The sequence below is a fragment of the Paraburkholderia sp. J63 genome (assembly GCF_905220245.1).
Taxonomy (GTDB): domain Bacteria; phylum Pseudomonadota; class Gammaproteobacteria; order Burkholderiales; family Burkholderiaceae; genus Paraburkholderia.
On sequence record NZ_CAJMZF010000010.1, the window covers coordinates 180,593 to 198,901 of the forward strand.

An 18,309-nucleotide genomic window follows, 5' to 3' on the forward strand; every position below is an offset into this window, starting at 1 on the left:
TGGTGAGGCTGAGCGGTGTTCAGCGAGGTAGGTGACGAAGCCAGCGCAGAAGCGCGAGCCGGCTCAGCCAGTCAGACGCAGGACGTCGGCCCCGCCACCGCCGTGCGTCGGCGCGCGCGCCGGTCGAGCTGTGCCGAAACGAACGTGAGCCCGAGCGCCGCGAACGCCATGAGGATGCCCACCCAGGGCAGCGCGGTGAGCGGCGCGCCCGTGCTGATCGCCGCGCCGCCGAGCCAGGCGCCGCTCGCGTTGCCGAGATTGAAGGCGCCCTGGTTGAGCGTGGAGGCGAGGTTCGGCGCATCGCTCGCGCGATTCACGATCAGCATCTGCAGCGGCGGCACGATCGCGAAGGCGAGCACGCCCCAGACGAAGACGGTCGCGACCGCGGCGAACGGGTCGTGCATGGTGAACGCGAACACGGCGAGCACCACGCCGATCGCGGCGATCAACGAAAGCAGCGAGCGCATGAGCTTCCAGTCGGCGAGCTTGCCGCCGAGCGTGCTGCCCACCGTGAGGCCGAGGCCGAACACGAGCAGCACGAAGGTGACGTCATGGGGCGAGAAGCCCGTCACGTCTTCGAGGATCGGCGTGATGTAGGTGAACACCGTGAAGAGGCTCGCCGAGGCGAGCACGCTCATGCCGAGCACCATCAGCACCTGCGGGTTCCTGAGCACGCTGAATTCGTGTACGAGGCTGGCCTTGTGCATCTCGATATGCTTCGGCAGGCAGACCTGCAGCGCCGCCGCCGCGAGCACGCCGATGCCGGTCACGGCCCAGAAGGTCGCGCGCCAGCCCGCGAGCTGGCCGAGCGCGGTGCCCAGCGGCACGCCCAGCACGTTGGCAAGCGTGAGGCCCGTGAACATGAGCGCGATGGCCTGGGCGCGGCGGTTGGGCGCCACGAGCCCCGCGGCGACCACCGGGCCGATGCCGAAGAACGCGCCATGGCAGAACGCGGTGACGATGCGCGCGGCCATCAGGATCGCGTAGTTGGGCGCGAGCGCGCACAGCAGGTTGCCGACGATGAAGATGCCGATCAGCCGCATGAGCGCCGCCTTGCGCGGCACGTTCATCAAGCCGGGATTGTACTGAAATGCGCCGCGCCGCATGCGGCACGCTTTTCTTGCGTTCTTCTTGCGCAACACGGCCCAGCAGCCGGTGTGCTTGACGATTTCTTCAGGGTGCGTCCATGGTGCGCCTCGCAGGCGCGCCGCACCATTTGTTCACGATCCAGTGCGCATCCCGGCGCGGCGCCCGTTCTTCAGCTGGTGGGCGAGAGCTGGCTTCGTCCGCGCCGCGCATGGCGGGTGGGGTGCATGCGCTTTCCCTTCGGAGCGATGACATGAATACCTTGAACGCAGTACGCATCGCGGTGGCCTGCTCGGCTGCCTTTTTCTCGGGACTGACGTTTGCCGATACGTCGTCCGATCCGTCGCAGAGCGCGCCTTCGGCTTCGCAGGACGTGGGCGGCACGCCCATGACCAATAGCGCGGTGGGGGCGCCGCAATCGGTGACGCATGCACAGGTGTATCAGGATCTCGTGCACTCCATGCAGTCGGGTGAGCACGATCGCCTGAATAAAGAGCTTTACCACGGCCAATGAGGCCGACACGGAGACCCCGGACGACACCCGACCGGGCCGGCCGCCATGGCCGGCAACGTAGCCCGGCCGGCATCCGGGGATTGACCTGCTGACACACCAGGGGCGCTCATGAGGCGCCCTTGGCGTTTCCGGGAAGCTGCCCTTGAGCGTTCCCCGAGATGCCCTCAAAAAGAGCGCGTGAAACCCAAGCGCCGATGCGTATTTCAATGCGTCTGGGCCCCGCTGATGTGCTGTTCGATGCGTCGCATGCGTCCGCTCGCGCGATATGGCCGGAACCACGGATTCATGCGCAGTTCGCACAGGCGCGAACTGCGTTCGGCTAGCGCGGCATCGAGCCACTGGAACATCTCGTTGGGCTGGGCGAGCCGCGCATAGGCTTCGGCGATCAGCAAGGGCGACGTGTACTGCCTGCGCCGGCGCGCGAGCAGGTCGTCCAGATACCAGTGCAGCACCGCGTCGTAGCCGCCGGCTTTCCAATGCGCGCGAACGGCCGTCGAGCGTATCGGAAGATTGCAGCGCTCGAGCGCTTCCACGGTGGCGTCCACGGCCTGCGCAAAGAGCTTCTTCACTTCGAACGCAGTCGCCAGCACCTGGTAGACGAGCGGCGAATGCTCCATGTGACCCGGCGCGAGATATTCGCTCACGACTTGCGCATGCTGCCCCGCGAGGATCATGCCGAACGCGCGCGAGCCCTGGAACGCGAGCGGGTCGATTTTCTCGGCGCGCGCCATCTCGATCTGGCCTTCGGCATGGCGGCCCGCCGAGAGCAGCAGTCGCGCATAGAGCCGGTGCGCCTCCGGATAGCTCGGATTGTGACGCAGCGCCTCCTTGAAGCCCATCTCGGCGCGCGGCCAGTCCCAGTCGAAGAAGTAGCGCACGGCGGCGAGCGCGTGATGCGCTTCGGGCAGCTCCGGGTCGAGCTCCAGTGCGCTTTGCGCGAGCGCGCGTGCGATGGGCCAGCCGTCATCGGGCGCGAACAGGCCATGTACGACCGAGGCGCCGTAGTAGTTCGAGAGCCCGGCATAACCGAGCGCGTAGTTCGGGTCATGCTCCAGCGCCGCTTCGAAGTAGGCGCGGCTACGCGCGAAATCTTCGCCGTCGATGCCGTGATGGGCGCAGAACGATGCATCGAAATGGACGCGCCGATACCAGAAGTAGCGCCCGCGCACATAGGCGTCGTGCGCGGCCGGATCCACGGGCAGCCGCCGCGCGAGCAAGGAGCGCTGTTGCTCGGAGAGCGTGGAGGCGAGTTCTTGCGCGAGGGCGGTGGCGGCTTCCTTGAGGATCTCGAGCGTGCCCTGCGCAACCGGTTCGTGGGCGTGGCTCCAGATCTGCACTTCGTCGGCGCAGCGAATCAGGCGCGTGAGGATGCGCACCTGCTGCGCTTCACGCGAGAACGAGCCTTCGAGCACGTAATCGAGCTTGAGCTCGCGCGCGATCTCGCCGATGCTCTTGGCCGTGTCGCGATAGCGCGCGGCCGTGGTGCGCGCGATCATGCGCAGACGGTCCGCGCCGAGTGCGCCGAGCGTCGCCGAGATTTCGTCGGCGAGCGCGCTGCAGAGATAGTCCTCCTTGCCGTCGCCGGTGAGGTTTGCAAACGGCAGCACCAGCACGCGCACGGCGCTGTGCGCGCCGGTGGGCTCCGCGCCTGCGTCGGCCGGGGTGTCGGCAGGGCTTGCGAAACTCGCGCCATCGAGCCGGTAGCCCTTGCCCTTCACGGTGACGAGATGGCGCGGCTGCGCCGGGTCGTCGGCGAGCGCGATGCGGATCTTGCGGATCGCGGTGTTGATGCCGTTCTCGGTGTCGCGATACGGATTGCCGCGCCACAGCCGCTCGACGATGTCCGCGCGCGAGATCAGCTCGCCATGACGGGACGCGAGCAGGATCAGCAGATCCATCGGCAGCCGCTCCAGCCGCACCGCTTCGCCCGCGCGCCGTAGCTGGTAGCGCTCGACGTCGAGTTCGAAGTCCGCAAACCGGATGATTCGGTCCGTCGGCATGGAGGATCCCCTGATGCGGCATCATGGGCCGTGCGCGGCGACGTCTCGTCCAGGGAATGGCCCATCGTGCAGCGGATGGCGTGGACGACGCTGGCGGCGTGCGGTGCGGGCAATGCAGGCGGTACAGGCAGTGCAGGCAGTCGGTCGCGCTGGCTCAACGATCGACTGTCAGACTTAAATTTAGCGGCTCGCGCAGAGACTTCAAGACTCAGCCATCGAGCGGATCGCCGTGACGCCCCGCGCCCGCGGCGAAGCGTGCGGCGAGCGCGAGCCCTTCGTCCACGACCGCGCGATAGCCGCCCGCGCCTTCGCGGCGCAACGCCTCGGCGAGATCGTCCAGCGTGCTGTTTTCGAAGGCCGAGCGGCGGTCCGCGAGCAAGGCCGCCTGCGGCAAGGCCGCTAGCTGCGCCGCGAGCGACTCGGCTTGCTCGCGTGCCGTGCCCGGCTTGACGACGCGGTTCGCGAGGCCGAAGGCGAGCGCTTCCTGCGCATGCACGGCGCGCCCGGTGAGGATCAGATCGAGCGCGCGCGACAGGCCGATCAGGCGTGGCAGGCGCACGGTGCCGCCGTCGATCAGCGGCACCCCCACGCGCCGGCAGAACACACCGAGGACGGCGTCTTCTTCCACGATGCGCAGATCGCAAAAGAGCGCGAGTTCGAGGCCGCCCGCGACCGCGTAGCCCGCGATGGCGGCGATGGCGGGCTTCGCGAGCATCATGCGCGTGGGTCCGAGCGGGCCCGGGCCGCTGCCGTCGGCATGGACGACGTTGCGCCGGGCGTCGTCGTTGAGCGCGCCGAGGTCGGCGCCCGCGCAAAATGTGCCGCCCGCGCCGAACAGCACCGCCACTCGCCATTGCGGGTTCGCTTCGAAGCGCGCGAAGGCGGCGGCCAGCGCCTCGGCCACCGTTCGGTCAATGGCGTTGCGGCGCTCGGGCCGATCGAGCACGATGGTCGCGATCTGGTTGCGCGCTTCGATGCGCACGTGGTTTCCAAAGGTCTCGGTGCTCGTGGCTTGGGTGAGGTTCGTGTTGTCCATCAGTCTGTCTCCTGGCGCACAGACAGCCTGTGCATTCACGGTGCATAGGTCACAAAAAATTCACGAATCCCTCGTAGCTTAGGCCGCTTTTCACCCCTACGAGAGACACGCCCTTCGCATGCCGCAAACGTCCTTGTCCACACCCGCCGAAATGTCTTCGACTCCGTCACCGTCAGTGCTGCCGCCCGCGTCCGAACCTTTCTGGGTCGTGCCGGTGCCGGCCCATCATCCTTACGACCACGTGCGCTTCAGGCGCGTCTTCGCGACCGACGGCACGCGTCACGAGGTGGTGATCGTCGACTTGTCCAAGCTGCTGGTCTGCGCGGACCGCGACGATACCGACTACGTGCTCAAGCCCGTCGATGACTGGCATTCGGGCAAGGTGCGCGGCATCTGCGAGTTTCTCGACCCGCAGAACGAGCGGGTGCCGCAAATGCCCTATGTGACGATCGCGAAGCGGCGCGTGGCCGGGCTCGCGGGGTGGCTCGGCCTCGCGCACGAGGGCGTGGTGGCCTTTCGCAACGGCCAGCATCGCGCGCGCTATCTCGCGTGGGCCGGCGCGATATGGCTGCCTGTGGAAGTGCACGAGCGCGAAGCGCCGCTGCTGCGCGAGCTGTGCGGCGCCGTGGGGATGGACGGGGACGGGCACGGCGAGGCGCAAGGGCCGCAATAGCGGCGGCGCTCAGGTGATGGGTTAGCTACTGTGCGCGTGGTGACTGCCTGGTGGTGACTGTTTGAGGCTGGGTTGAGGGCGGCTTGTGCCTCGCTTGCACGTGGCTTGCACCTCGCCTGTACCTGCCTTGAACGCGCGGCCTGTGGCCGGCTTGTGCTTTGCCGGTCTTCAAGTGCCGCTCATCACCTGTAGCGCCGGACTGCCCGCGAGCGTGCCATTCATCGGCCGCAGCGCCCCCGCACTGGCTGCACTGGCCGCGAGGGCCGCGGCAGGTGCAGCTGTCGTTTTGCCGGCACCGTCGTCGCAAGCATGCTGAAAGTGCTCGACGGCGTAATCGACGAAGCGCAGCGTTTTGGCGGGCAGATACTGGCGGTTCGGATAGACGATCGACATATGGGCTTCGGGGTCGTCGATCTCGTAGTCGGGCAACAGGCGGACGAGCGTGCCGGCAGCGAAGTCGTCGGCGACGAGCGACGCCGGGACGACCGCCACGCCCATGCCCGCGAGCGCGGCGTGCCGCACCATCAGCATGTTGTTCACCGTATAGGCGGGGCGTAGCGTGACCTGCTGCGCGCGCTCGCCGGGTTTCGCGAACTGCCAGTTGACGCTGCGCTCCTCGGGGGGCAGCGTCAGCGCCGCATGGCGCGCGAGCTGCGCGGGCGTGGCCGGCTCGCCGTGCTCCGCAATCCACGCGGGCGATGCGCATGGCACGAACGTTGCCACGCCGAGCGCCCGCTCGATGACCTCCGCGTTGTCGCTGCTGTGGTTACTACGGCCGTTGCGCGCGGGCGCGGCCGCGACGATGCCCACGTCGAACCCTTCCTCGACCAGATCGATCTGCCGCTCGGCTAGCGTGAGATGCACGTTCACGCCTGGATAGCGCCGCCGGTAGCCATCGACGAGCGGCGTGAGCGTGACGAGCGACAGCGTGCTGGCCGCCACCACGCGCAGCGTGCCGCCCGGCTCGCGCTCGGTGTGCGCGAGCGCATTTTCGAGATGGTCGAGCTCCTCGAGCACGCTGCGGCAACCCTCGAGATAGCGTTGACCTGCTTCGGTAAGCGAAAGATTACGCGTGGTGCGGTTGATGAGCCGGGTATGCAGATGCGCCTCGAGCATGGCAACCGAGCGCGTGACCAGTGCGCTAGAGACATTGAGTTGCTGCGCCGCCCGGCGAAAGCTTTGCGATTCCGCAATCATGACGAAGACGCGCATGGCATGTATTTGATTCATCGAATTTCGCCTTGTATGCTGTTTGCATTTACCGGGTTAAGTAAGGGGCGTTCTTTTCGACATTGCGGCTGTATTGCGCCTGTATGGTTTGACGATGGGGCATGCTGGCGGCGGTCTTGTGGTCGCCGTATTTAGTATGAAAATAATATTGACAGTCTCCTGGAATTGCAATATCTATCTCAAACGGCGCCGGTGTTTCACTCTTGTAAAGGATTTGATTTCCGGGCGGGGCAGTGCGGCATTGCATGCAGCGCACTACCGGGTTCAAACGCACGATTTATCGGACGCATGTAGCATAGGGCGGCTTCTCTGGTTTGTTCCGCCCAGCGATGAAGCCAGGTCTGGTCATTTTTTGGCTTTATTGTTTATAAACGTTTGTTTCCAATGTATGGACGGCTTTGTTGCGGCTTTGTTTAGCATTTTCCGCATAAACTTAATGAAGAGTGGCTGGATTTTTTTGAGCGTCGCGCCAAAATGCCGCGAAGCATCAAAATAAAGATGTGTATGCTGCGGGCATGTTTTTTTATGCTCTTTTTCTAAAAACTAAAACGTAAATCGGCAGACCAGACATGATCGTCGAATTGCTGAAGTCGCAGCCCGAGATCGCCCTGTTTGTGAGTCTCGCGCTGGGTTATTTGATCGGCTCGGTCCGTTTCGGGCCAATTTCGCTCGGCGGGGTGTGCGGCACGCTGATCGTTGCACTCGTGCTGGGCCAGACGGGCGCACGCATCTCGCCCGATCTCAAGAACATCGCCTTTGCCCTGTTCATTTTCGCGCTCGGCTTCACGGGCGGCCCGCAGTTCTTCGCGAACGTCGGGCGTGGCTGGCGCTACGGGCTCCTGTCGATCATCGAAATCGTCTCGGTCATGACGCTCATCATGATCGCGGTCGTGGTCATGAAGCTTGATGCGGGCACGGCCGCAGGCCTGCTGGCGGGCGCCGCCACCGAGTCGGCCGTGATCGGCACGGCCTCCGAGGCGATCGCGAAGCTCGGCCTCTCCGACGCACAGGTGGGCACGCTGCAGGCACACGTAGTGACCGCCTACAGCGTGAGCTACCTCTTTGGCCTGATCACCATCGTACTGTTCACGAGCCAGATCGCACCCATCCTCATGCGGGTGAACTTGCGCGAAGAAGCCGCGCGTCTGTTTCGCAAGCTCGGCGGCGACGGCGTGCTCGACGAAGGCCAGCGGCTCGCGCTGCCGCCGCTCGAGGGCCGCGCATTCGAAGTGGGGCCGGCCGCGGGCACCCAGGTTAGCGCGTTCGAGGCGCGCTTCGGCAACAACATCACGGTCGAACGCGTGTTGCGCGACAAGCGCCAGATCGACACCGACGCGCAGTTCGTGCTGCAGGCGGGCGACGTCGTGTTCGTCGGCGGACGGCGCGAGGCCGTGGTGGAGGCGTCGGGCAGCCTGGGCGCCGAGGTGTCGGGCGAGGGCTTCGTGAAGCTGCTCGTGCAGCGCACGGACGTGATGCTCACGCGCCGCGAAGCCGACGGTCTCACGCTCGCGCAGATGCGCGAGCGCGCCTCGCCGGAAGCGGGGCGCGGCATCTACGTGGGCGCGATCACGCGGCTGGACGCCACGGTGCCCGCGCTGCCCGGCACGGTGGTGCACCGCGGCGACGTGCTCACCCTGATCGGCGCGCCCACCGACGTCGCGCGCGGCGCGCAGCGCCTCGGTTACGTGATTCAGCAGACCCAGAAGACCGACTTCGTCTACCTCGGTCTCGGCGTGCTCGTGGGCATGATGATCGGCCGCCTCGGCGTGAATGTGGGCGGCGTCGCGCTCGTGCTCGGCACGGGCGGCGGGTGTCTGCTCTCGGGCCTCTTCTTCGGCTGGCTGCGCTCGCATTTCCCGGTGGTCGGCTCGCTGCCCTCGGCCGCGGCGCAGGTGCTCAAGGACTTCGGCCTCGCGACCTTCATCGCGGCCGTGGGGCTCTCGGCCGGACCGGACGCCATCAAGCTCGTGCGCGAGTATGGTCTCGCGCTGCCGCTCGCCGGCATCCTGATGGTGCTGATTCCGGGCCTTCTCTCGCTGTGGATCGGGCGCATGTTCCTCAAGCTCGAAGCGCCGATGCTGCTCGGCGCGATTGCAGGCCAGCAGTGCAGCACGCCGGCGATCAGTGCGCTCGTCGGCGTAACCGGAAACTCGACGCCCGTGATCGGCTACACGATCACCTACGCGCTGTCGAATATTTTGTTGCCGCTCATGGGGCCCGTGGTGGTCGGCCTCGCGACGAAGTTCGGCTGACTTCGGCTGAGCAGCGAGTGGCGCGCGTGCGGTCACGGACATCGCGCGCGCCAAAGCGCGGCCGATGACCGCCGCGGCATCCCAAATCGACGTGCTTTCTTTCATCAGGTTGTCCAACAGGCCGTCCAAACAGGCCGTCCAACTTCACACAGCATCAAGCAGTTACTTCTACCAATGCGAGGGCACGATGGAATGGCTACATGACATCTTTCACAAATCGCCGGAAATCGCCTTATTTCTCTCCCTGGCGGTCGGTTACTGGATCGGCCAGATCAACTTCGGCAAATTCCAGCTCGGTGGCGTGGGCGGGTCGCTGCTCGCCGCGGTCGTGATCAGTCAGGTGGGCGTGACGATCGACAACGGCGTGAAGGCGGTGATGTTCGCGGTCTTCATCTACGCCGTGGGCTACGACTCCGGCCCGGGCTTCTTCAACTCGCTCAATCGCAAGACGCTGCGCGAGATTGCGATGGCCGTGTTCATGGCGCTCGCGGGCCTCGCCACGGTGCTCGTCTGCGCGAAGCTCTTTCACCTCAACAAGGGCCTCGCCGCCGGTCTCGCCGCGGGCGGCATGACGCAGTCGGCGATCATCGGCACGGCTGGCGACGCCATCGCGCGCCTCGGCCTGCCGCCTGACCAGGTGAAGGCCATGCAGGCCGACGTCGCGATCGGCTATGCCGTGACCTATGTGTTCGGCTCGCTGGGCGCGATCATCGTCTGCGTGAACATCCTGCCGAAGTTCATGGGGCGCAGCCTCAAAGACGCCTCGATGGACGCCGAGCGCGAAATGGCCGGCGGCAGCGCCGCGGCGGGGCCGGGCCAGCTCACCGCGCTGCCCGAGCTGTTCGGCCGCGTGTTCCGCGTGGAGGTGGCGGCCGGGCGCACGGTCAAGCAGATCGAGCAGGCCGAGAAGGATCTCGTCGCCATCGAGAAGATCCGCCGCGCGGGCAAGCTCGTCGACCCCACGCCCGACTTCGTGCTGAGCCGCGACGACCTCGTGCTCGTCGTCGGCCGCCGCGAGCAGATGGTCGAGGTGGGCGAGATGGTCGGCCCGGAAATGCCCGACTCGGGCGGCATGAGCCTCGTGATGCAGACGCGCCAGGTGGTGTTCTCGAAGAAGGGCATGAACCACACGACGATCGCCGAGGTGCGCAAGAACGTCGATCGCGATCTGCGCCACGGCGTCTACATCGAGAAGATCGAGCGCGCGGGGCAGCCCGTGCCGGTGCTGCCCGGCACGGCGCTCGAGCACGGCGACGTGATCACCCTGTACGGCACCTCGACCGATACCAAGCGCGCGGTGCAGGAAGCCGGCTACGAGCTCGCCTACAGCAACAAGACCGACTTCATCTACATGGGCGTGGGCCTTGTGCTGGGCCTGTTGATCGGCCTGATCGTCGTGAACGTGGCGGGCATTCCGCTCACGCTCGGCTCGGGCGGCGGCTGCCTGCTCGCGGGTCTGCTGTTCGGCTGGATGCGCGGCAAGCATCCGATGTACGGCGTGATGCCGCCGGCCGCTTCGCAACTGCTCAAGGACTTCGGCCTGGCGGCGTTCGTCGCGGTGGTGGGGCTGAACTCGGGCCTGCAAGCCGTGGTGACGGTCAAGCAGAGCGGCATCACGATCTTCCTGCTCGGCGTGGTCGTGACGATCGTGCCGCTCATCCTCACGATGCTGTTTGGTCGCTACGTCCTCAAGTACAACAACGCGGCGATTCTCGCGGGCGCGCTGTCCGGCTCCCGCAGTGCGAACCCGGCCTTCGGCGGCATTCTCGACAAGGCCGAAAGCGCCGTGCCTACGGTGCCGTTCGCCATCACCTACGCGATCGCCAACGTGCTGCTCACGCTGCTCGGGCCGCTCGTGGTCGGTCTTGCATGACATGAAGTGAATCGGGCTGCGCAGACGGGCCGCGCGTCGTAGACGCGCTGGCCCGCCTGCATCGGTCTGTCGAAATCGCGTGCCGCGTGTAGGCAATGCGTCCGGCGCAAGCCACGGCGGCACGCCCAACGTCTTCCAATGGAGAGCACCATGGCAAAAGGTAAAGGCAACGACACGAAGGAAAAGGCAGGTCTCGACGCGCTGAGCCCGTTCGAGCTCAAGGACGAGCTGATCAAGGCCGCCGGCGGCGGCGCGGCCGAACGCCCGGCCAACTTCTCGATGCTCAACGCCGGCCGCGGCAATCCCAACTTCCTCGCCACGATTCCGCGTCATGGCTTCTGGCAACTGGGCCTCTTCGCGATGCGCGAATCGGAGCGCTCGTTCTCGTACATGCCGGAGGGCGTGGGCGGCTTCCCGCAGCGCGCGGGCATCGTCGAGCGCTTCGACCAGTTTCTGCGCGAGAACAAGGGCCAGGCTGGCATCGAGTTCATCGGCGGCGCGGTGTCGTACGTGCGCGACCAGCTCGGCCTCTCGGCCGGCGACTTCCTCTATGAGATGTGCGAAGGCATCCTCGCCTGTAACTACCCGGTGCCGGACCGCATGCTCAAGCTCTCGGAGATCATCGTCGGGCAATACCTGCGCCGCGAGATGATCGGCAAGCATCCGTTCGTGGGCGAGTTCGACATCTATGCGGTGGAAGGCGGCACGGCGGCAATGACGTACATCTTCAACACGATGAAGGAGAACTTCCTCATCAAGGCGGGCGACACGATTGCGCTCGGCATGCCGATCTTCACGCCGTACATCGAAATTCCGGAGCTCAACGACTACGACCTCAACGTCGTGCACGTCGAGGCCAAGGTCGAGAACAACTGGCAATACTCGAAGAAGGAGCTCGACAAGCTGCGCGACCCGAAGGTCAAGGCGTTCTTCCTCGTGAATCCGAGCAACCCGCCTTCGGTGCGGATCAGCGACGAGAGCCTCGAGTACATGGCCGAGATCGTCAAGGAGCGCCCGGACCTCATCCTGCTGACCGACGACGTGTACGGCACCTTCGCCGACGACTTCGTTTCGCTGTTCGCGCTCGCGCCGAAGAACACGATTCTCGTGTACTCCTATTCGAAATACTTCGGCGCGACGGGCTGGCGTCTTGGCACGGTCGCAACGCATCGCGACAACGTGCTCGACCACCTGATCGCGAAGTTGCCGAAGGACGAGAAGAAGATCCTGCACAAGCGTTACGAGTCGATCACGACAGACCCGGACAGCCTCAAGTTCATCGACCGCCTCGTCGCGGACAGCCGCACAGTGGCGCTGAACCACACGGCCGGCCTGTCGACGCCGCAGCAGGTGCAGATGGTGCTGTTCTCGCTGTTCTCGCTGATGGACACGCCGGACGCGTACAAGAACGCGTTGAAGCGCCTGATCCGCAGCCGCAAGCGCGCGCTGTATGAGGAGATGGGCATCGCCTACGACGAGACCGATCCGAACCAGGTGGACTACTACACGATTCTCGACATGGAGTACATGGGCGAGAAGCTGTTCGGCCGCGAGTTCGTGGACTGGCTGCTCAAGCAGGTCCAGCCGAACGAGCTGCTGTTCCGTCTCGCGAGCGAAGCGCGCGTCGTGCTGCTCCCGGGCAAGGGCTTTGGCACGGCGCATCCGTCGGGCCGCGTGTCGCTCGCGAACCTGAACGAATCGGATTACCGCAAGATCGGCCGCGCGGTGCGCAAGCTCACGGAAGAGTGGGTGCAGAAGTACAACGCGGCCACCGGCAAGAACCTCGATCCGGCCGCGGTGAAGACCGTGAAGGAGTAAGCCGGCGGCGCGGCGGCGTTCAGGACTTCACGCCGCCCGCCACTGCGAATGGGATGAGCCGCACCGGGCGCTGCAATGCCCGGTGCGGTTTTTCTATTTGGCGCGGCTAATCTGCGCGTTATGACTGCGCGCCGTTTTGCCCATCAGGAGCGGCGGGGCTGCCGTGCGCGGCGTTGCGCACACTCTTGCGATGCAACGAAACCGAAAGCGCCACGGCTGCCGCTGCTGCGATGGCAGCGAACAAAAATACTGATCCATAACCAAACAGATTCGCGACATACCCCGCAAGCGGCCCGGTGATGCCGAGCGAGAGGTCGAGAAACACCGAGTAAGCCGACAACGCCGCGCCGCGGCTTGCCGCCGGCACGAGCCCGACCGCTTCCACGCCCAGCGCGGGGAACACCAGCGCGAAGCCGAAGCCCGTGAGCGCGGCGCCGAGCAGCGCGACATGCGGCGTGGGCGCGAGCCATAGCAGCAAAAGACCTGCGCATTCGCAGGAGAACGACGCAATCGCCACGCGAAACCCGCCGAAGGTCTTGATGGTGTTCGCGAACAGCAGGCGCGCGCCGATGAACATCAGCCCGAACAGCGTGAGCGTGAAGGCGGCGTTGGGCCAGTTGCGCGCCGCATAGAAGAGCGTGATGAAGGTGGCGATCGACCCGAAGCCCGCCGATCCGAGCGCGAGGCCGAGGCCATGCGGCAGCACGCGCGTGAACACGCTGCGATACGACATGCGCTCGCCGTGCACGATGGGCACCGGTGCGATCGGACGCGCGAGCCAGGAGCCGAGCGCGGCCAGCGCGATCACCGAAACGCCGAGCGTCCAGAACCCCAGGTAGTGCGCCATTTCCACGCCGAGCGGCGCGCCGATGGCGAGCGCGCCATAGGTGGCGATGCCGTTCCACGAGATCACGCGCGCATTGTGCGCCGTGCCCACGCGGCCGATGCCCCAGAGGATCGCGCCCGTGCCGCACAGGCTTTCGCCGCAGCCGAGCAGCAGCCGGCTCGCGACGAGCAGCGTGAGCGAGAGCCCCGGCCAGTGCGCGACGAGCGTCGCGAGCAGCAACAGCACGCCGCTCGCGCCGCAGCCGATCAGGCCGATCGAGACGGTCTTCTTGGGGCCGAGCGTATCGGCCGAGCGTCCGGCCAGCGCCCGCGAGCAGAGCGTCGCGATGTATTGCACGCTGATCGCTCCGCCGGCCACGATCGTGCTGAAGCCGAGGTCGTTGTGCACGTAGCCCGGCAGAACGGCGAGCGGAATGCCGATGGTCAGGTAGCAGAGGAAAGTGAAAAAGACGACCGGGATGATCTGCAAGGTCGTCGACGCGGCGTTGCGCTCGGGCGCTGAATCGGCGGACATGGGGAAAACGCGGATGGATAACGGCGGGAAAGGCGTGATTGTCCCATGGAACCGGTTCTTCTGCAGACGTTGAAAAGGGGTTCCGATGGGTGTTCCGGGCGATTTTTCGCGCGTTTTCGCGCGTTTTCGCGCGTAGCGCAGTGCAGCATGCAAGTGGATAAATGAGCGAGGTTGGGCGGCGATGGCCGCTTTTGGCACGATTCCGGCGCCCGCTTGGGCGCCTTATGGGATGCCCTGCTCCGGGTGATGCGGACGCTGGGCTTCGTGGCTGGCGGATTCGCGACAATTTTTGTCCTGGTCGCACAATCCAGCCACCAGGGCATAAGCTCAGCCCAACCGCGTCCCGGCGATTTATCGCCCCAACGATATATCCCCCATGTACCTCTGCCTATGGGTTCTCAATATTGGTAATGATAATTTTCGAACCGTCCACAGAAGCAAGCGCGGTGAACGCAGCCCCCTCGGGCAGTCCAGCGAGCCGCAGAACACGACGAGACAGACACCATGAGCCAGCAGCCGATCCGCTTTTATCACCGTAACGCGATTCGCGAAGTCAGCGACGCGGACGTCACCCGCACCGTTCTCCAGTACCTGCGCGAAGACGCGCGCTGCACGGGCACCAAGGAGGGCTGTGCCGAAGGCGACTGCGGCGCGTGCACGGTGGTCGTCGGCGAGCGCACGGCCGAGGGCGGTGTGAGCTTCAAGGCCGTTAACGCCTGCATCCAGTTCCTGCCCACGCTCGATGGCAAGGCGCTTTTCACCGTCGAAGACCTGCGCCAGCCCGACGGCTCGCTGCACCCGGTGCAGCAGGCGATGGTGGACTGCCACGGCTCGCAATGCGGCTTCTGCACGCCCGGTTTCGTCATGTCGATGTGGGCGCTCTACGAAAAGCATGGTCATGAGCACGGCGGGAAGCCTGGGCAAGGCTGCGCGGGCAAGGCCGCCGGGCAGTGCAGCGTGCCGTCGCGCGACGAGATCGCCAACGCGCTGACCGGCAATCTGTGCCGCTGCACGGGCTACCGCCCGATCCTCGACGCCGCCGAGCAGATGTTCAAGGCCGACGCGCCGAAACAACCCATCGACGTGAAGGCGCTCGCGCAGACGCTCGCCACGCTCGAGCGCGGCGAGACGTTCCACTACGAGCACAAGGGCCAGCAGTACGACGCGCCGCGCACCGTCGACGCCTTCGCCGAGATCAAGGCTGCGCGCCCCAACGCGCGCATTCTCGCGGGCAGCACCGACATCGGCCTGTGGGTCACCAAGCAGATGCGCGAACTCGGCGACCTCGTCTACGTGGGCCAGGTCGAATCGATGCGCCAGATCGACGTGAGCGACGCGTTCATCGAAATTGGCGCGGGCGTGACGGTCGAGCGCGCCTACGCGGAACTCGCGAAGCACTATCCCGAACTCGAAGAGATGTGGCAGCGCTTTGCTTCGCTGCCGATCCGCAACGCGGGCACGATCGGCGGCAACGTCGCGAACGGCTCGCCGATCGGCGACTCGATGCCGGGCCTGATCGCGCTCGGCGCGCGCGTGGTGCTGCGCGGCGGCGAGACGGTGCGCGAGATGCCGCTCGAAGACCTCTATCTCGCCTACCAGAAGAAGGACATGGCCGAGCACGAGTTCGTGCTCGCGCTCAAGGTGCCGACCCGCACCGGCGCGCGTGCCAACCTCAAGTTCCGCACCTACAAGATCTCGAAGCGCTTCGACTCCGATATCTCGGCGGTGTGCGCCGCGTTCTCCTTCATCGCCGATGGCGACGCGATCCGCGAGCCGCGCATCGCGTTCGGCGGCATGGCGGCCACGCCCAAGCGCGCGACCCACACCGAAGGCGTGCTCGCCGACGCGCAATGGCACGAGGCCACCGCGCAGGCGGCCATGATCGCGATGGGCAACGATTACGCGCCGCTCTCCGACATGCGCGCGACGAGCGACTATCGCCTCGAAGCCGCAAAGAACACGCTGTATCGCTTCTGGCTCGAAACGCGGCCGAACAATCCGCTCGCACCGCAGGCGCTCAACGTGCGCGCCGTCGCGGCCGAATCGGCGGAAAGCGCGGCTTGATAGAACAGGAAACGGATTAAATACGGAGATCGAAACAATGAACCAGCAAGCCGAACCGTTCCTGGAAGAAGCGAAAGCGCGTGAAGAGTTCGCTCAGGTGCACGTCTCGCGCGCGCACGAATCGGCGCACCTGCACGTGAGCGGGCGCGCCACCTACACCGACGACATTCCGAACGTGGCGGGCACGCTGCACGCGGCGCTCGGCATGTCGCAGAAGGCGCACGCGCGCATCGTCTCGATGGACCTCGACAAGGTTCGCGCGACGCCGGGCGTCGTGGCCGTGCTCACCGCCGGCGACATTCCGGGCGTGAACGACTGCGGCCCGATCATCCACGACGACCCGATCCTGGCCGATGGCGTCGTGCAGTACGTGGGCCAGCCGATGTTCATCGTGGTGGCGACCTCGCACAACACGGCGCGCCAGGCCGCGCGCCGCGCCGAAGTGCAATACGAGGAGCTGCCCGCGGTGCTCACCGCGCAGCAGGCGCGCTCCGCCGAGCAATACGTGCTGCCGCCGATGAAGCTCTCGCGCGGCGAGGCCGCCACGCGCGCGGCCCGCGCCGCGCACCGCCATGAAGGCGAAATGCTGCTGGGCGGCCAGGAGCAGTTTTATCTGGAAGGCCAGATCGCCTACGCGGTGCCGAAGGACGACGACGGCATGCACGTCTGGTGCTCGACGCAGCACCCGAGCGAAATGCAGCATCTGGTCGCGCACGTGCTGGGCGTGCACTCGCACAACGTGCTCGTGGAATGCCGCCGCATGGGCGGGGGCTTCGGCGGCAAGGAATCGCAGTCGGGCATTTTTGCGTGCTGCGCGGCGCTCGCCGCGTGGAAGCTGCTGTGCCCCGTGAAGCTGCGTCCGGACCGCGACGACGACATGATGATCACGGGCAAGCGTCACGACTTCCACTACACGTATGAAGTGGGCTACGACGACGAGGGCACGATCGAAGGCATTTCGGTCGACATGACCTCGCGCTGCGGCTTCTCCGCCGATCTCTCGGGCCCGGTGATGACGCGCGCCGTCTGCCACTTCGACAACACCTACTGGCTGCCCGACGTCTCCATCGCGGGCTACTGCGGCAAGACCAACACGCAGTCGAACACCGCGTTCCGCGGCTTCGGCGGCCCGCAGGGCGCGTTCGCGATCGAGTACATCATGGACGACATCGCGCGCTCGCTCGGCGTCGATTCGCTCGACGTGCGCCGCCGCAACCTCTACGGCAAGACGGAAAACAACGAGACGCCGTACGGCCAGGTGCTCGAAGACAACGTCATTCACGAGATCATCGACGAGCTCGCGGACACCACCGGCTATCGCGCGCGCCGTGCCGCGATCCGCGAATTCAACGCGAACAACGAGGTGCTCAAGAAGGGCATCGCGCTCACGCCGGTGAAGTTCGGCATCGCGTTCAACGTCACGCACTTCAACCAGGCGGGCGCGCTCGTCCATATCTACACCGACGGTTCCGTGCTCGTGAACCACGGCGGCACGGAAATGGGCCAGGGCCTGAACACCAAGGTCGCGCAGGTCGTGGCGCACGAACTCGGCATCGAGTTCGGCCGCGTGCGCGTGACCGCGACCGATACCAGCAAGGTGGCCAACACCTCGGCCACGGCCGCTTCGACGGGCAGCGACCTGAACGGCAAGGCCGCCCAGGACGCCGCGCGCCAGTTGCGCGAGCGGCTTGCCACGCTCGCGGCCACCACGTGGGGCGAAGGCCGCGTCAAGGCCGCTGACGTGCGCTTTGCCAACGATTGCGTGATCGTCGGCAGCCAGGTCGTGCCATTCGAGGAACTCATCGCGAAGGCCTATCTCGCGCGCGTGCAACTGTGGTCGGATGGCTTCTACGCGACGCCCAAGCTGTACTGGGATCAGAAGACGCTGCGCGGCCGCCCGTTCTACTACTACGCGTATGGTGCGGCGGTTTCCGAGGTCGTGATCGACACGCTCACGGGCGAAATGCGCGTGCTGCGCGCCGACGCGCTCTACGACGCCGGCTCGTCGCTGAACCCCGCGCTCGACGTGGGCCAGGTGGAGGGCGGTTTCATTCAGGGCATGGGCTGGCTCACGACCGAAGAACTCTGGTGGAAGCCGGACGGCAAGCTCATGACGCACGCGCCGTCCACCTACAAGATCCCGACCGTGAACGACACGCCGCTCGAGTTCAACGTGAAGCTGTTCAACAACCGCAACGTGGAAGACAGCATCCATCGCTCGAAGGCCGTGGGCGAGCCGCCGCTGTTGCTGCCGTTCTCGGTGTTCTTCGCGTTGCGCGACGCCGTGGCGAGCGTGGGCGATTACCGCTTCAATCCGCCGATGAATGCGCCCGCGACCGCCGAGGAAATTCTCAAGGGCGTGCGTGCGGTGCGTGCGATGGCGCGCGCCTGAACGTAATCGAA

Annotated in this window: 12 protein-coding genes; 7 read left to right on the forward strand and 5 right to left on the reverse strand. The window is 65.9% G+C overall.

What is annotated here, in order from left to right:
• Positions 1-71: 71 nt before the first annotated feature.
• Entirely contained in the window at positions 72-1,106 is a 1,035-nt protein-coding gene (locus tag U5775_RS13820; protein WP_322058686.1) for an MFS transporter, read from the reverse strand.
• 233 nt (positions 1,107-1,339) lie between these two features.
• Between U5775_RS13820 and U5775_RS13825 the strand changes: the two genes are divergently transcribed.
• Complete coding sequence (locus U5775_RS13825) at positions 1,340-1,600, forward strand: hypothetical protein (protein WP_322058687.1); 261 nt, start codon at positions 1,340-1,342, stop codon at positions 1,598-1,600.
• A 203-nt stretch (positions 1,601-1,803) separates the two neighbouring features.
• Here U5775_RS13825 and U5775_RS13830 read toward each other — a convergent pair whose 3' ends face one another.
• Together U5775_RS13830 and U5775_RS13835 are read right to left on the reverse strand one after the other, a co-directional pair.
• Complete coding sequence (locus U5775_RS13830; RefSeq protein WP_322058688.1) at positions 1,804-3,600, reverse strand: winged helix-turn-helix domain-containing protein; 1,797 nt, start codon at positions 3,598-3,600, stop codon at positions 1,804-1,806.
• A 208-nt stretch (positions 3,601-3,808) separates the two neighbouring features.
• Positions 3,809-4,636, reverse strand: a complete 828-nt coding sequence (locus U5775_RS13835) for a crotonase/enoyl-CoA hydratase family protein (RefSeq protein ID WP_322058689.1) — start codon at positions 4,634-4,636, stop codon at positions 3,809-3,811.
• Between the two features lie 151 nt (positions 4,637-4,787).
• Here U5775_RS13835 and U5775_RS13840 point away from each other — a divergent pair, with 151 nt between their 5' ends.
• On the forward strand, positions 4,788-5,309 hold the full coding sequence (locus U5775_RS13840; RefSeq protein WP_322058690.1) for a plasmid fertility inhibition factor family protein: 522 nt from the start codon (positions 4,788-4,790) through the stop codon (positions 5,307-5,309).
• Between the two features lie 168 nt (positions 5,310-5,477).
• Here the strand turns inward: U5775_RS13840 and U5775_RS13845 are convergent, their stop codons facing one another.
• Complete coding sequence (locus U5775_RS13845; protein ID WP_322058691.1) at positions 5,478-6,539, reverse strand: LysR family transcriptional regulator; 1,062 nt, start codon at positions 6,537-6,539, stop codon at positions 5,478-5,480.
• A 569-nt stretch (positions 6,540-7,108) separates the two neighbouring features.
• On the opposite strand from U5775_RS13845, the gene aspT (U5775_RS13850) reads away from it, so the two are divergent.
• The 3 genes from aspT (U5775_RS13850) to U5775_RS13860 all read left to right on the forward strand — a co-directional run bounded on the left by aspT (U5775_RS13850) (position 7,109) and on the right by U5775_RS13860 (position 12,482).
• A complete protein-coding gene (gene aspT / locus U5775_RS13850; protein ID WP_322058692.1) occupies positions 7,109-8,791 on the forward strand; it encodes an aspartate-alanine antiporter in 1,683 nt (560 codons plus the stop codon).
• A 187-nt stretch (positions 8,792-8,978) separates the two neighbouring features.
• Positions 8,979-10,664, forward strand: coding sequence for an aspartate-alanine antiporter (gene aspT / locus U5775_RS13855; protein ID WP_322058693.1), 1,686 nt, complete (start codon positions 8,979-8,981; stop codon positions 10,662-10,664).
• Between the two features lie 150 nt (positions 10,665-10,814).
• Positions 10,815-12,482 (forward strand): bifunctional aspartate transaminase/aspartate 4-decarboxylase, encoded by a 1,668-nt coding sequence (locus U5775_RS13860; protein WP_322058694.1) that lies wholly within the window; start codon positions 10,815-10,817, stop codon positions 12,480-12,482.
• A 118-nt stretch (positions 12,483-12,600) separates the two neighbouring features.
• On the opposite strand, the gene U5775_RS13865 is transcribed toward U5775_RS13860, so the two are convergent.
• Positions 12,601-13,842, reverse strand: a complete 1,242-nt coding sequence (locus U5775_RS13865; RefSeq protein ID WP_322058695.1) for an MFS transporter — start codon at positions 13,840-13,842, stop codon at positions 12,601-12,603.
• A gap of 504 nt (positions 13,843-14,346) precedes the next feature.
• Here U5775_RS13865 and xdhA point away from each other — a divergent pair.
• The gene (gene xdhA, locus U5775_RS13870; protein ID WP_322058696.1) at positions 14,347-15,906 is read left to right on the forward strand and encodes a xanthine dehydrogenase small subunit; all 1,560 of its coding nucleotides are present in this window, start codon (positions 14,347-14,349) and stop codon (positions 15,904-15,906) included.
• 37 nt (positions 15,907-15,943) lie between these two features.
• Positions 15,944-18,298 carry a xanthine dehydrogenase molybdopterin binding subunit gene (xdhB, locus tag U5775_RS13875; protein ID WP_322058697.1) on the forward strand — a complete coding sequence of 785 codons (2,355 nt, stop codon included), beginning with the start codon at positions 15,944-15,946 and terminating at the stop codon, positions 18,296-18,298.
• The last annotated feature ends 11 nt before the right edge of the window (positions 18,299-18,309 follow it).